General features: G+C 68.9%; 11 protein-coding genes. 7 read left to right on the forward strand and 4 right to left on the reverse strand.

All coding sequences use genetic code 11. The features are described 5' to 3' along the window. Nucleotides 1–16 precede the first annotated feature (16 nt). Nucleotides 17–1,459, reverse strand: a complete 1,443-nt coding sequence (locus ACFZB3_RS30560; protein WP_391380916.1) for a CCA tRNA nucleotidyltransferase — start codon at nt 1,457–1,459, stop codon at nt 17–19. A gap of 287 nt (nt 1,460–1,746) precedes the next feature. On the opposite strand from ACFZB3_RS30560, the gene ACFZB3_RS30565 reads away from it, so the two are divergent. From ACFZB3_RS30565 to trxA, 7 genes are all read left to right on the forward strand, one after another. Continuing rightward, nucleotides 1,747–4,218: a DUF6049 family protein gene (locus ACFZB3_RS30565; protein ID WP_391380918.1), complete on the forward strand. Its 2,472-nt coding sequence runs from the start codon at nt 1,747–1,749 to the stop codon at nt 4,216–4,218. A gap of 46 nt (nt 4,219–4,264) precedes the next feature. Continuing rightward, nucleotides 4,265–6,562, forward strand: coding sequence for a murein biosynthesis integral membrane protein MurJ (gene murJ, locus ACFZB3_RS30570; protein WP_391380920.1), 2,298 nt, complete (start codon nt 4,265–4,267; stop codon nt 6,560–6,562). Nucleotides 6,563–6,680: 118 nt separating this feature from the next. Then, nucleotides 6,681–8,405: a protein kinase family protein gene (locus ACFZB3_RS30575; RefSeq protein WP_391380922.1), complete on the forward strand. Its 1,725-nt coding sequence runs from the start codon at nt 6,681–6,683 to the stop codon at nt 8,403–8,405. Between the two features lie 35 nt (nt 8,406–8,440). Next, nucleotides 8,441–9,166 carry an RNA polymerase sigma factor SigM gene (gene sigM, locus ACFZB3_RS30580; RefSeq protein ID WP_391380925.1) on the forward strand — a complete coding sequence of 242 codons (726 nt, stop codon included), beginning with the start codon at nt 8,441–8,443 and terminating at the stop codon, nt 9,164–9,166. Nucleotides 9,167–9,354: 188 nt separating this feature from the next. After that, entirely contained in the window at nt 9,355–10,059 is a 705-nt protein-coding gene (locus ACFZB3_RS30585) for a hypothetical protein (protein ID WP_391380929.1), read from the forward strand. A gap of 203 nt (nt 10,060–10,262) precedes the next feature. Then, complete coding sequence (gene trxB, locus ACFZB3_RS30590) at nt 10,263–11,231, forward strand: thioredoxin-disulfide reductase (RefSeq protein WP_391380931.1); 969 nt, start codon at nt 10,263–10,265, stop codon at nt 11,229–11,231. 48 nt (nt 11,232–11,279) lie between these two features. Beyond that, nucleotides 11,280–11,612, forward strand: coding sequence for a thioredoxin (gene trxA / locus ACFZB3_RS30595; RefSeq protein ID WP_391380934.1), 333 nt, complete (start codon nt 11,280–11,282; stop codon nt 11,610–11,612). A 61-nt stretch (nt 11,613–11,673) separates the two neighbouring features. On the opposite strand, the gene ACFZB3_RS30600 is transcribed toward trxA, so the two are convergent. From ACFZB3_RS30600 to ACFZB3_RS30610, 3 genes are all read right to left on the reverse strand, one after another. After that, a complete protein-coding gene (locus ACFZB3_RS30600) occupies nt 11,674–12,291 on the reverse strand; it encodes a GNAT family N-acetyltransferase (protein ID WP_391380936.1) in 618 nt (205 codons plus the stop codon). Nucleotides 12,292–12,635: 344 nt separating this feature from the next. Further along, nucleotides 12,636–13,757 (reverse strand): ParB/RepB/Spo0J family partition protein, encoded by a 1,122-nt coding sequence (locus ACFZB3_RS30605; protein WP_391380938.1) that lies wholly within the window; start codon nt 13,755–13,757, stop codon nt 12,636–12,638. Then, complete coding sequence (locus ACFZB3_RS30610) at nt 13,754–14,827, reverse strand: AAA family ATPase (RefSeq protein ID WP_391381446.1); 1,074 nt, start codon at nt 14,825–14,827, stop codon at nt 13,754–13,756. The genes ACFZB3_RS30605 and ACFZB3_RS30610 overlap by 4 nt, the downstream gene beginning before the upstream one ends. Nucleotides 14,828–14,896: the final 69 nt, after the last annotated feature.

Below are 14,896 nucleotides of genomic sequence, written 5' to 3' on the forward strand. Positions count from 1 at the left end.
ACCCCGCCGTGCACCTTCAGCCCTGCTCGGCCCACCACTCCTTGAGCGCGGTCACCGCCGCATCGTGACCCATCGGCCCGTTCTCCAGCCGAAGCTCCAGCATGTGCTTGTAGGCCTTGCCGACCTCCGGGCCGGGGCGGATACCCAGGATCTCCATGATCTGGTTGCCGTCGAGATCCGGGCGGATCGCGTCCAGCTCCTCCTTCTCCTGGAGTTCGGCGATGCGCTGCTCCAAGCCGTCGTAAGCACGGGAGAGCGCTGCGGCCCTCCGCTTGTTACGGGTGGTGCAGTCGGACCGGGTGAGCCTGTGCAGACGGTCCAGCAGCGGCCCGGCGTCACGGACATAGCGCCGGACCGCCGAATCCGTCCACTCCCCGGTGCCGTAGCCGTGGAAGCGCAGATGGAGCTCGACCAGCTGCGAGACGTCCTTCACCAGTTCGTTGGAGTACTTCAACGCCGTCATGCGCTTCTTGGTCATCTTCGCTCCGACCACCTCGTGGTGGTGGAACGAGACCCTGCCGTCACTCTCGAAGCGGCGGGTGCGTGGCTTGCCGATGTCGTGCAGCAGCGCGGCGAGCCGGAGAGTGAGGTCGGGACCGTTCTCCTCCAGCGCCATGGCCTGTTCCAGGACGATCAGCGTGTGGTCGTAGACGTCCTTGTGCCGGTGGTGCTCGTCGCTCTCCAGCCGCAGGGCGGGCAGCTCGGGCAGGACATGGTCGGCGAGGCCGGTGTCGACAAGCAGGGTCAGCCCCTTGCGGGGGTGAGCCGAGAGGATCAGCTTGTTCAGTTCGTCCCGGACCCGCTCGGCCGAGACGATCTCCAGACGGCCGGCCATGTCCTTCATTGCCGCCACGACCTCGGGGGCCACCTCGAAGTCGAGCTGCGCGGCGAAGCGGGCAGCTCGCATCATCCGCAGAGGGTCGTCCGAGAAGGAGTCCTCGGGCGTCCCGGGGGTGCGCAGCACGCGCAGTGCGAGGTCTTCCAGACCGCCGTGGGGGTCGATGAACTCCTTCTCCGGCAGCGCCACCGCCATCGCGTTGACGGTGAAGTCACGACGGACGAGGTCCTCCTCGATGGAGTGCCCGTACGACACCTCGGGTTTGCGCGACGTGCGGTCGTAGGCCTCGGAGCGGTAGGTCGTGACCTCGATCTGATAGCCCTGCTTCTGCGCGCCGACCGTACCGAAGGCGATCCCGACCTCCCAGACGGCGTCCGCCCAGGGCCGGACGATCTTCAGTACGTCCTCGGGGCGGGCGTCGGTCGTGAAGTCCAGGTCGTTGCCGAGCCGGCCCAGCAACGCGTCCCGAACCGAACCGCCGACCAGGGCAAGGGAGAACCCGGCCTCCTGGAATCGGCGGGCGAGGTCGTCGGCGACGGGCGCGACCCGCAGCAGTTCGCTCACCGCGCGCTGCTGCGCCTGGCTCAGGACAGTGGGAGTGTCTTCATTGGCGTTCGGCACAACAGAACAGAATACGTGTCCCGGACGGTCCGAAGCGCCTCCATATTCCTGCAGCGCCCCATGTAAAGCCGGCCTATGCGGGGGTGGGACATCTCACTCCGTACGCACACAAGCACTTCTTTAGCCGCTTAACGGAGTCTCCCGACGATACTGGATACAGGGGACAGTCCGATCTCGTTTCCCGATCTTGGAGAGCAGACCGCGGCACTTCCGTTCAGCGCACCTCGTTACCATGCGTGGACGCACATTCCGACGACCACTGACGACGACGAGGGACGGACGAGCGCGTGGCCGAGGCGGCAGACTTCCAGGGGACGCCCTCACCTGCCCGCCGCTGGCTGCGGCGCACCGGGGCACTGCTCGCGGGTGCACCCCTGCTGGCCGGACTGATGCAGCTGCCCGCGGCGGCGCCGGCCCAGGCGGCCGGCTCGGACACCGTGTCCGTCGCCCTGGACTCGCTGAGCCCCAGCGCCCCCAGCGACGGGGACACACTGACGGTCTCCGGCACGGTGACCAACAACGGCAAGCAGGCCGTCACGGACGCGCACGTGGACCTGCGGATGGGCGCCCTGCTCGGTACGCGCTCCGAGATCGACACGGCCGCCCGGCACTCCGAGGACCTCCAGTCGGGCCTGGGCACCGAGGTCGGCGGCAAGTACACCGAGGACTTCGATTCCCTCCCTCCGGGGGTCGCCGAGCACTTCAGCATCTCCGTGCCGGTCGACAAGCTGGACCTCGGTCAGGACGGCGTCTACCAGTTCGGTGTCTCACTGTCCGGCAAGACCGCCGCGCAGCAGTGGGACCAGGTTCTCGGCATACAGCGGACCTTCCTCCCCTGGCAGTCCTCCGAGGCCGACACGAAGACGAAGACGACGTATCTCTGGCCGCTGATCTCCACCGTCCACGTGACGGCGAAGACGGGCGCCGGCGAGCTGCAGACGCCCGTCTTCCAGAACGACGACCTCGCCAAGGAGATCTCGCCCGGCGGGCGGCTGGCCCAGATGCTGGCGCTCGGCAAGAGTCTCGACGTCACCTGGGTGATCGACCCGGATCTGCTGGCCTCCGTGGACGCGATGACGCGCAACTACCGGATCCAGGGCACCGGCGACACCACCACGGCCGGCACCCATCAGGCGGTGGCCAAGCAGTTCCTGGCCGACCTGCAGGACGCGGTGACGGACAAGGAGGTGGTGGCCCTCCCCTTCGCCGACCCGGACCTGGCCTCCCTCGCCCACAACGGCACCAGCGTGACCGGCTCGCTGAGCCACCTCAAGGACGCCACCGACGTTGCCGCCACCACCGTGAAGACTGTGCTTCATGTCACACCGAGCACCGACTTCGCGTGGCCCGTGGACGGCGCCGTCGACCCCTCGATCATCAAGGTCGCCACCTCGGCGGGTGCCGACAAGGTGATCGCCCGCAGCGACAGCCTCCAGGAGACCGGCGGGCTGACCTACACGCCCTCGGCGGCCCGCCCGATCGGCGGCGGCACCACGGCGGTGGTCGCCGACGCGCGGCTGTCCACGGCGTTCGAGGGCGATCTGACGAACGCCGACTCGGCCACGCTCGCGGTGCAGCAGTTCCTCGCCCAGAGCCTCGCGCTGAACACCCAGACCGACAAGCAGCGCAGTATCGTCGTCGCCCCCGAGCGGATGCCGACGGCGAGCCAGGCCCAGGCGATGGCGACGGCGATCACCGCGCTGCAGGACAGCAACTGGTCGCAGTCCCAGGACCTCCAGGCGGCCGCCAAGGCCAAGCCCGATCCCGGCGCGACCACGAGGATCCCCTCGTCGTCCGCGTACCCGTCCGCACTGCGTAAGCAGGAACTGCCCCGGACGGCCTTCGAGCAGATCGCGCGCACCCAGGACAAGCTCGACAACTTCCAGGTGATCCTCACCGACGAGTCCCGGGTGGTGACCCCGTTCGGGCGGGCCATAAACCGCGAGATGTCCACGTCGTGGCGGGGCCGCGGCAGTGAGGCGGACAGCTTCCGTACGGGCGTGGAGTCCTGGCTGGACGACCTCATCGGCCAGGTCAAGCTGATCGACAAGTCCGAGACCAAGCTCTCCGGCCGCAGCGCCACCATCCCGGTGACGGTGCAGAACAACCTGGTCCAGGGTGTCGACCACCTCGTCCTGCGGCTCACCTCGACCATGCCGACCCGACTGGAGGTCGGTGGCAAGCCCTACTACGAGCAGCCTGTCGAGGTCTCCGGCGGCCACAGCCAGTCCGTGAAGTTCTCCACCTCGGCCAATGCCAACGGCCGGGTCGAGGTCACCGCCCAGCTCTACACCGAGGACGGCCAGGAGTACGGGGCGCCCGTCAGGTTCGACGTAAAGGTCACCGAGGTCACGCCGACGGTGATGCTGGTCATCGGCGGCGGCGTGCTGCTGCTGGTGCTCGCGGGCTTCCGGATGTACACCCAGCGCAAGCGGGCGGCCGCCCGCCGGGCCGAGGAGGGCGACGGCCCCGACGAGGCGGGCGAGGACTCTCCGGAGGCTCCCGATGCCCCGGAGGCTCCCGACGCCCTGGAGACTGCCCCCGCCCCGGAGACTCCCGACGCCTCGGAGGCCAGCAGCCCTGAGGACGCCGGGGACGCCGACGGGCCTGGGAACCCCGCTGCCCGTGGGCGTCGTCTCCAGGAGGAATCCGTCGCCCGGTCCCGGGAAGACGACCCGGAGCAGCCGAGTGACCCGACACCGGACACCGCACCGGAAAGCGCCGACCCGTCCGAGACGGGTGAGAGAGTGGACCGTTGAGCGATGTCGTGGCCGGTGGGCCCGGGACGATGAGGCAGGGGTAACCATGAACGCGCCGTACGACGGTGAAAGCGGCCAGGGCGCGGCCGGTTCGGGCTACCCCGAGCCGCCGCCGGAGCCCGGCCAGGTCCCGCCGCAGCACGCGGCTGACATGTACCTCCAGGACGCCTACGACCAGGACCCCTACCGGGCACGCGACCTCTCCGCCCAGGACCCGGTCGCCGAGGCGCTCTACGACCGTGCCGCACACCCCCCGCCGGCTCCGGGCAGCTACCCGCAGCAGCCGCTGTACGGGCAGCCCGCCCAGTCGCCGTACGCCCCCGACCCGCACGTGTGGGCCCAGACCCCGGCGCCGGAGCCGGACCGGCCGAGCCAGTACCTGCCGTACGGCGACAACCCGCGCACGACCCAGTTCGTGGGCGTGGACGACCTGGTCTCGCACTCCGGCGAGGAGCGTCACGAGCCTGACGCCTTCGCCCATCTCTTCCGCGACCAGCAGCAGAGCGGCTACCGGGATCCGCAGCAGGGCGGCGGCCACCTGCCGGCGGAGCCCCCGGCGGTGCCGGGTCCCGCGGCCGCCCCGGGAGGGCCCGGACAGGTGCCGCCGTACCAGGCACCGACGGCTCCGGCTGCTCCGGCCGCCGCGGTCGACCAGACCCTGAACCTCGGTGCCGTACCCGCCGCGGCCCCGGCACCCGCCCCCGCGAAGAAGGGCGGAAAGGCCGCGGGCCTGCTCAAGTCGAGCGCCGTGATGGCGGCCGGCACGATGGTCTCGCGCCTGACCGGCTTCGTCCGCTCCGCGCTGATCGTCTCCGCGCTGGGCGTGGGACTGCTCGGCGACACCTTCCAGGTCGCCTACCAGCTGCCGACGATGATCTACATCCTGACCGTCGGCGGCGGCCTCAACTCCGTCTTCGTGCCACAGCTGGTGCGGGCGATGAAGGAGGACGAGGACGGCGGCGAGGCCTTCGCGAACCGTCTGCTGACGCTGGTGATGGTGGCGCTGGGCCTGCTCACCGCGGCCACCATTGCGGCCGCACCGTTCCTGATCCGTCTGCTGTCCGACTCGGTCGCCAGCGACCCGGCGGCCAACCAGGTCGGCGTCACCTTCGTCCGCTACTTCCTGCCCTCGATCTTCTTCATGGGCATCCACGTGGTGATGGGTCAGATCCTCAACGCGCGCGGCAAGTTCGGCGCGATGATGTGGACCCCGGTCCTCAACAACATCGTCATCATCGTCACCCTCGGCCTGTTCATCTGGGTGTACGGAACTGCCGCGCACTCCGGCATGAAGGTCACGACCATTCCGCCGGAGGGCCAGCGGCTGCTCGGCTTCGGCGTGCTGCTCGGTCTCGTGGTCCAGGCCCTAGCGATGATCCCCTACCTGCGCGAGACCGGGTTCCGGCTGCGGCTGCGCTTCGACTGGCGGGGACACGGCCTCGGGAAGGCCGCGACCCTCGCCAAGTGGACCGTGCTGTTCGTCCTCGCCAACCAGGCGGGCGCGCTGGTCGTCTCCCAGCTGTCGACCTCGGCCGGCAAGAGCTCCCCGGTCGACGGCACCGGCTTCGCCGCCTACGCCAACGCCCAGCTGATCTGGGGCCTGCCGCAGGCCATCATCACGGTCTCCCTGATGGCCGCGCTGCTGCCGCGGATCTCCCGCTCGGCCGCCGAGAACGACACGGGCGCCGTCCGCGACGACATCTCCCAGGGCCTCAGGACGACCGCCGTCGCGATCGTCCCCATCTCCTTCGGCTTCCTGGCCCTCGGCATCCCGATGTGCACCCTGATCTTCGGTTCCTCGGGCATCAGCGAGGCCACCAACATGGGGTTCATGCTGATGGCCTTCGCCCTCGGCCTGATCCCCTACTCGGTGCAGTACGTCGTCCTGCGCGCCTTCTACGCCTACGAAGACACCCGCACCCCCTTCTACAACACGGTCATCGTCGCAGCGGTCAACGCGGGCGCCTCGCTCGCCTGTTACATGCTGCTCCCGGCCCGCTGGGCGGTGGCCGGCATGGCCGCCTCCTACGGCCTGGCCTACGCGATCGGTGTCGGGGTCGCCTGGCGACGGCTGCGCAAGCGGCTCGGTGGCGACCTGGACGGCTCCCGGGTCACCCGGACCTATGCCAGGCTCTGCATCGCCTCCGTACCGGCCGCCCTGCTCAGTGGTGCGGCCTGCTACGGGATCGGCCACACTCTGGGGCAGGGCGTGATCGGTTCCTTCGCCGCGCTGCTGGTCGGCGGGGTGGTCCTGCTCGGGGTCTTCTACGTCGCCGCGCGCCGCATGCGCATCGAGGAGCTCAACTCCCTCGTGGGTATGGTGCGGGGGCGTCTGGGGCGCTGAGGCGGGGGTAAGCGCACAACCATCGTTCGCCGCCGCGTGTCGTGCATAGCGGGGGACTGTGGGCACAATTGGTTTCGGCGTCGGACAGCGTGCAACGGATGGGGAGGCAGGAACGACGGTGGCGGAACGGAGCACGGCTGCCGTCGACGTGGCAGACAACAGCGGTGACAAGCCGCTGACCGCCAAGGCGGACCAGTCCACGGCCGACGGGGTGGCCAAGAACCCGGAGCGGGACACGGACAGCGACAAGGCACAGGGAAACGGCATGGCCGCGGGTGCTGAGCAGCAGGCCGCACCCCCTGAACTGCACAGCGGGCACAAGCTCGCCAGACGCTACCGTCTTGAGGAATGCGTCACCCGTCTGGACGGATTCAGTAGTTGGCGTGCGGTCGACGAGAAACTTCGCCGCGCCGTCGGCGTCCACATCCTGCCGGCGGACCATCCGCGGACCCGTGCGGTGCTGGCCGCCGCCCGCTCCGCCGCGCTGCTCGGCGATCCCCGGTTCGTGCAGGTCCTGGACGCCGTCGAGGAGGACGACCTCGTCTACGTCGTCCACGAGTGGCTCCCGGACGCCACCGAACTGACCACGCTGCTCGCGGCGGGACCGCTGGAGCCGCACGACGCCTACCAGATGGTCAGTCAGATCGCATCCGCCATGGCGGCCGCGCACCGCGAGGGACTGGCCCATCTCCGCCTCAACCCGAACGCCGTGCTGCGCACCTCCACCGGGCAGTGGCGCATCCGCGGCCTCGCGGTGAACGCGGCGCTGCGCGGTATCAGTTCCGACACCCCGCAGCGCGCCGACACCGAGGCGATCGGCGCCCTGCTGTACGCGGCGCTGACCCAGCGCTGGCCGTACGAGAGCGATGCCTACGGTCTGGCCGGGCTGCCCAAGGACGTCGGTCTGATCGCACCCGACCAGGTGCGTGCCGGCGTCCACCGTGGTCTGTCCGAGCTCGCCATGCGGGCACTGGTCAACGACGGCGCCACCGCCTCCCGCCACGAGTCCGCGTGCACCACGCCGGAGGAGCTGGTGAAGGCGATCGGCGAGATGCCCCGCATCCGTCCGCCGGAGCCGGCGTTCACGGCACCGCCCGAGTACCAGCGCACCACGTACCAGCAGGGCACCTACGGCCGTCCCACGCCGCCCGGCGTGACACAGCCGCTCCAGGCCCCGCCGCCACCGCTGCAGAGCCGTACCGGCAAGGCGCTGAAGTGGGCCGTCTCGGCCCTTCTCATCGCCGCCCTGGGCCTGGGCAGCTGGCAGCTCGCGGACGCCCTGATGGACCAGGGCGACAAGTCCGGCGGAGACACCACCAACACCCAGACGACGGACGACGGCGACAAGAACAGCGCCAGCCCGGCGCCCGCCGCTGCGATAAAGATCCAGGACGCGCAGGAGTACGTCGCCAAGGGCGATGCCCAGCATCCGAACGACGTCGGTAAGACCTACGACGGCAGCACCTCGACGTACTGGAGGACGAACACCTTCGTGAGCGGCCCGGAGCTGGCTCCGTACAAGCCTGGCGTGGGAATCGTCTACGACCTTGGCTCCGCCAAGGAAGTCGCCACGGGAACCATCTCCCTTCGCTACTCTGGCGATCACACAACGGTCGCGCTGTACGCCGCCGACTCGCTGAACCCGGGGTCGATCAGCTCGATGACGGAGATCGGCAGCGTCACCACCACCGGGAACACCGCCACGGTGAAGGTCAGCAAGAAGGTGAAGAGCCAGTACGTGCTCATGTGGATCACCGCTGTGCCGAATTCGGGTGCGGATCCCGACGCGTACGCACAGGCTGGCTACAAGCAGGCCGTCACCGAGGTGAAGTTCACCGGCTGACGTCTCACCGGCGGCACCGAAGGCGGAGGGGGCAGATGGCGGAGGGCGCCGGATACGGCGGAGTGAGCGACCAGGATCTGCTCGCCCGCCATGTGGAAGGCGACCCCGATGCCTTCGGTGAGATCGTGCGCCGGCACCGGGACCGGCTCTGGGCGGTCGCCCTGCGGACCCTGGGGGACCGCGAGGAGGCCGCTGACGCCGTCCAGGACGCCCTGGTCTCCGCCTACAGGGCCGCCCACACCTTCCGGGGCCAGTCGGCCGTCACAACGTGGCTGCATCGGATCACGGTCAACGCCTGCCTCGACCGCGCCCGCAAGGCGGCCTCCCGCAAGACCGCCCCTGTCGACGACACCGAGCGGCTGGAGCAACTGCTGGAGCCGCACGAATCGGCCTCCGCTCCGGCCGAGCGGAACGATCTGCACCGCCAGCTCCTGGAAGCCCTCGGCACCCTGCCGCACGACCAGCGTGCCGCCCTCGTCCTCGTCGACATGCAGGGCTATCCGGTCGCCGAGGCGGCCCGGATCCTCGAAGTCCCCACCGGGACGGTGAAGAGCCGCTGCGCTCGCGGAAGAGCCAGACTCCTCCCACTGCTCACCCATCTACGGCCGGAAAGCACCGGTGACGAAAACGACCCGGACCCAGCACGGAACCGGGCGGAGGGGACATCCGTCCCACCCGCAGCGGGGCCTCAGGACCGGGGCTCACAGGACACCGGGCCGAGTGATTCAGCCGCAGTGAAGGGCGGAGGTGGGCGAGCATGACTTCGACGACAGACACGACCGGACACCCGGACGTCGCGGAGATCTCCGATCTCGCCGAAGGCCTCCTCTCGGATGCCCGGAGCACGGAAGTACGTCGGCACCTGGACGGGTGCGAACTCTGTACGGATGTCCACGCCTCGCTGGAGGAGATCCGGGGCCTGCTCGGCGCGGTGCCGGTCCCGGCACGTATGCCGGCCGATGTCGCGGACCGGATCGATGCGGCTCTCGCCGCCGAGGCCCTGCTGACCGCCACGGCAGCTGAGGCGCATGTTTCACGTGAAACATCACCTCGCCAAGCCTCTGCCAAGGAAGGCCGTCCCGCCGGACGACCGAGCGCCTCGACCCGTCCCGGACACAAGGACCGCAAGGCCCGTGGACATGGCCGGCGCCGCCGGACCGTCGTCCTGGGCACTGTCTTCACTGCCGCAGTCCTGGGAGCCGGTTCGTTCTTCCTCCAGTCTCTTGGAGGCGACGGAACGACGACAGCGCAGAGCAAGCCGACAAGCTCGGCCGGGACCTTCTCCAAGAGCACCCTTCAGAGTCAGGTGCAGGACCTCCTCGGTACGAAGAAGAACACGCAGCGTGGGTCTCAGAAGCCCTTCGGTATCGAGTCACAGCCCTCGGAAGCGGGCTCCACGGAAACCCCGTACACCACCCGGATCTCGCCCTCGGTGTCGGTACCGACGTGCGTCCGCACCGGCATCAGCCAGACCGGCGATGTGATCGGCGCCAAGGAGGGGACATACGAAGGGAAGGACGCCTTCCTGGTCGTTCTCCCCGATGCCTCGGACGCCTCGCGGGTGACGGCCTTCATCGTCGATGCCACCTGTGCCGGCAAGGCCTCCGCGTCTCCCGGCAAGATCCTGCTGACGGAGTCCCTGACCCGTCCCTGACCGGATCTGACCATCCTCCGGCGCCGCTCTCGGTCGAAGACGCATCTCTTGCCCCGGCATGGAAATCCGTACGGTGTGGGGATACCCGTGTGCCCGGACACACCGGGAATGCGCGCCCCTTAGGATCCGTTGGGTGGGATGAGAGCTTCTGACGGGAGCTCTCACCGGTCGAATGACGTAGACCAGAGACGAGGAATCAAGCCGTGAGCGACGTCCGTAACGTGATCATCATCGGCTCCGGGCCCGCCGGCTACACGGCGGCGCTCTACACCGCGCGCGCGTCGCTGAAGCCCCTGGTGTTCGAGGGGGCCGTCACCGCGGGCGGTGCCCTCATGAACACCACCGACGTGGAGAACTTCCCGGGCTTCCGCGACGGCATCATGGGCCCGGAGCTCATGGACAACATGCGCGCCCAGGCCGAGCGCTTCGGTGCCGAACTGATTCCGGACGACATCGTCTCCGTCGATCTGAGCGGTGAGATCAAGACCGTCACCGACACCGCCGGCACCGTCCACAAGGCGAAGGCCGTCATCGTCACCACCGGCTCCCAGCACCGCAAGCTCGGTCTGCCGAACGAGGACGCCCTCTCCGGACGCGGCGTCTCCTGGTGCGCCACCTGTGACGGGTTCTTCTTCAAGGACCAGGACATCGCCGTGATCGGTGGTGGTGACACCGCGATGGAGGAGGCCACCTTCCTCTCCCGGTTCGCCAAGTCCGTGACGATCGTCCACCGCCGGGACACCCTGCGCGCCTCCAAGGCGATGCAGGAGCGCGCCTTCGCCGACCCGAAGATCAAGTTCGCCTGGGACAGCGAGATCGCCGAGGTTCAGGGCGAGCAGAAGCTGGCCGGTCTGAAGCTGCGCAACGTCAAGACCGGCGAGCTCTCCGACCTGCCGGTGACCGGTCTGTTCATCGCGATCGGCCACGACCCGCGCACCGAGCTCTTCAAGGGCCAGCTGGACCTCGACGAGGAGGGCTACCTCAAGGTCGCCTCGCCCTCGACGCACACCAACGTGACCGGCGTGTTCGCCGCCGGCGACGTGGTGGACCACACCTACCGCCAGGCGATCACCGCGGCCGGTACCGGCTGCTCCGCCGCCCTCGACGCCGAGCGCTTCCTCTCCGCCCTCGCGGACGAGGAGAAGGCCGAGCGCGAGAAGACCTCCGTCTGACTTTCCCCTTCCGCCCCACCACCGCACGATCAAGTAAAGGAGCCCGCCGTGGCCGGCACCCTGAAGCATGTGACCGATGACGACTTCGAAGAGGTCGTCCTCAAGAGCGACAAGCCCGTCCTGGTGGACTTCTGGGCCGAGTGGTGCGGCCCGTGCCGCCAGATCGCTCCGTCGCTTGAGGCGATCGCCGCCGAACACGGCGAGAAGATCGAGATCGTCAAGCTGAACATCGACGAGAACCCGAGCACGGCGGCCAAGTACGGCGTGATGTCGATCCCGACCCTGAACGTCTACCAGGGTGGCGAGGTCGCCAAGACCATCGTCGGCGCCAAGCCCAAGGCCGCGCTCGTCCGCGACCTTGAGGACTTCATCGCCGAGTGATGTTTCACGTGAAACACGAATGGGCCAACCCCGAGGGGTTGGCCCATTCGCTTTGAGGCACTCACAGCGGCCGCAGCGCCGGTTCCTTCTGTACGGCCCCCAGAAGCCGGTCGAGCGCCAGCTCCACGTCTTCCTTCCAGGAGAGCGTCGTCCGCAGCTCCAGGCGCAGCCGGGGGTGCGAGGGGTGCTGCCGGACCGTCTTGAAGCCCACCGCCAGCAGGTGCTCGGCAGGGAGCAGACAGGCCGCGTCCTTGTACCGGGCGTCGCCGAACGCCTCGATCGCCTTGAAGTTGCGCCGGAGCAGATCCTTGGCGACCGTCTGCACCATCACGCGTCCGAGCCCCTGCCCCTGGTAGCCGGGCATGATGAAGGCGGTCATGAGCTGCACGGCGTCCGGTGACACCGGGCTCGTGGGGAACGCCGTGGAACGCGGGACATAAGCCGGCGGTGCGTAGAGCACAAAGCCCACCGGTACGTCGTCGACATAGACCACCCGGCCGCACGATCCCCAGTCGAGCAGGACGGCGGAGATCCACGATTCCTTCTCCAGGGCGGCAGTGCCCGCTCTCACCGCTGCTTCGCTGCTGACGGGATCCAGTTCCCAGAAGACACACGAGCGACAGCGCTGGGGAAGGTCCTGAAGGTTGTCCAGCGTGAGCGGTACGAGCCGACGCCCCATGAAGGCTGTTCCTCGCTTCCTTCGCCCGCAGCGTCGCGAGCGGCTGTCAGAGCGCTGCGTTCCCTGAGCAGACTGCCGAAGAATCCGACGGTCGCGCCCAGTCCCAGACCCGCGCTCACCAGTCCGGTGCGGCTCATCGATCGCATGGCCCCCGCCTCTCTCAGAGGTGCTGCCAGCTTCCAGGTGGATGCGCCATACCGAACGCATCGTATCCACACAGCGTTTCCGTCGGATACCGCCTCAAAGCAAAGAGCGGACCGTGTTCCGGTACACACCGGACACGGTCCGCTCTCTGGGCGACAGAACGCCGACCGGGCGGGAAACACCCGGGACACCCGGGACGGTCAGTCCTCGGGCTCCTCAGACCCCTCCGAGGCCAAGGAGTCGCCGTCGTGGAGGCCCTGGTGCAGAACCGGTCCCTCACCCGGGGCGAGGGTGCCGAGGATCCGCTCAAGGTCTTCCATCGAGGCGAACTCGACGGTGATCTTGCCCTTCTTCTGCCCCAGGTCGACCTTCACCCGCGTCTCGAAACGGTCCGAGAGCCGGGTCGCGAGGTCACTCAGCGCCGGGGAAACCCGGGCTCCAGCCCGCGGCCCCTTGGCACGTGCCGGCGTCTGGGGCCGCGAGCCCATGAGGGTCACGATCTCCTCGACGGCCCGTACCGACAGTCCCTCGGCGACGATCCGGTGGGCCAGCCGGTCCTGCTCCTCCGAGTCGTCGACGGAGAGCAGCGCCCGGGCGTGCCCGGCCGACAGGACTCCGGCGGCCACCCGGCGCTGGACCGCCGGGGAGAGCTTCAGCAGCCGCAGGGTGTTGGAGACCTGCGGGCGGGAGCGCCCGATGCGGTCGGCCAGCTGGTCGTGCGTGCAGTTGAAGTCCTTCAGCAGCTGGTCGTAGGCGGCGGCCTCTTCCAGCGGGTTCAGCTGCGCGCGGTGCAGGTTCTCCAGCAACGCGTCCAGGAGAAGCTTCTCGTCGTCCGTCGCCCGGACGATCGCCGGGATCGCCTCCAGGCCGGCCTCACGGCAGGCCCTCCAGCGCCGCTCGCCCATGATGAGCTCGTAGCGGGAGGGGCCCAGCTGCCTCACGACGACGGGCTGGAGGAGGCCGACCTCCTGGATGGAGGTGACCAGCTCCTGCAGAGCGTCCTCGTCGAAGACCTCACGAGGCTGGCGAGGGTTCGGCGTGATGTCGTCGAGGGGGATCTCGGCGAAGTGGGCGCCCATCGGAGCAGCAGGCGTCTCCACGCCGACTCCGAACACCGACGGTTCCTCGGTCTCATGCGAAACAGCCGGCAGCGTCGTCACCTTGGCCGCGGCGACCCCACGGTCGGTCGTCAGCACCGGAACCGCGGCGGGAGACGGCGCTACCGCTCCCCCCACCGCCGTCTGGGCCGGGTTCATCTCGGTCGGGGCAGCTGGGATCAGTGCACCGAGCCCACGACCCAGCCCCCTCCGTCGCTCGCTCACTGGATCCCCTCCACCATGTTCGGGTTGGTCTGAGCGCCGATATGGGCCTGCGTCGGGTCGTAGCTGACCCCGATGCCCTTCAACGCGATTTCTCGGGCCGCCTCAAGGTAGGAGAGGGCACCGCTCGATCCAGGATCGTAGGTCAGTACCGTCTGCCCGTAGCTCGGCGCCTCGGAGATACGGACCGAGCGGGGAATGCTCGTCCGCAGCACCTCGTCGCCGAAGTGGCTGCGCACCTCGTCCGCGACCTGGGACGCAAGGCGCGTCCGGCCGTCGTACATGGTGAGCAGGATGGTCGACACATGCAGGTTGGGGTTGAGGTGCCCCCGCACCAGGTCGACGTTGCGCAGCAGCTGCCCCAGGCCCTCCAGCGCGTAATACTCGCACTGGATCGGGATGAGCACCTCGGCGCCCGCGACGAGCGCGTTGACCGTCAGCAGGCCGAGCGAGGGCGGGCAGTCGATGAGGATGTAGTCCAGCGGCTGCTCGTACGCCTGGATCGCCCGCTCCAGCCGGCTCTCCCGCGCCACCAGGGACACCAGCTCGATCTCCGCACCGGCGAGATCGATCGTGGCGGGGGCGCAGAAGAGGCCTTCGACGTCCACTACCGGCTGGACGACCTCGGCCAGCGGCTTGCTCTCGACCAACACGTCGTAGATGGAAGGAACTTCGGCGTGATGGTCAATGCCCAGCGCAGTGGATGCATTGCCCTGTGGGTCGAGGTCGATCACCAGGACGCGGCCGCCATGCAGGGCCAGGGACGCGGCAAGGTTGACGGTGGTCGTCGTCTTGCCCACGCCGCCCTTCTGGTTGGCGACCACGATGACTCTGGTCTGCTCCGGACGTGGCAGTCCTTCGCCGGCGCGGCCCAGAGCCTCCACCGCCAGTTGGGCAGCACGACCGATGGGAGTGTCGTCCATCGGAGGCGGTGTTTCACGTGAAACATCCGCCCCCATCGACTCGGTACGGGGACCGGGGACCGGATCGGTCATCGGTCCCGCGATGTTGGCGTCGGACCGCAAGGATTCACTCTCCTCGACTTCAGGCTCGCAATGAACAGAGCCTCCCATGCCTTCGGGGTCGTGAACCAGTGAGGCCTGGTGTTCTGTGGAGAAATCCACCTCTGTGGACAACTCCGT

Origin of the sequence: Streptomyces sp. NPDC008092 (assembly GCF_042957285.1) — a bacterium.
Taxonomy (GTDB): Bacteria; Actinomycetota; Actinomycetes; order Streptomycetales; family Streptomycetaceae; genus Streptomyces.

Excerpts from the sequence above, each read along its gene's own strand:
- murJ (WP_391380920.1), top strand. The coding sequence starts at position 4,265 with ATGAACGCGCCGTACGACGGTGAAAGCGGCCAGGGCGCGGCCGGTTCG.
- sigM (WP_391380925.1), top strand. The coding sequence starts at position 8,441 with ATGGCGGAGGGCGCCGGATACGGCGGAGTGAGCGACCAGGATCTGCTC.
- ACFZB3_RS30585 (WP_391380929.1), top strand. The coding sequence starts at position 9,355 with ATGCCGGCCGATGTCGCGGACCGGATCGATGCGGCTCTCGCCGCCGAG.
- ACFZB3_RS30600 (WP_391380936.1), bottom strand. The coding sequence starts at position 12,291 with ATGGGGCGTCGGCTCGTACCGCTCACGCTGGACAACCTTCAGGACCTT.
- ACFZB3_RS30610 (WP_391381446.1), bottom strand. The coding sequence starts at position 14,827 with ATGGGAGGCTCTGTTCATTGCGAGCCTGAAGTCGAGGAGAGTGAATCC.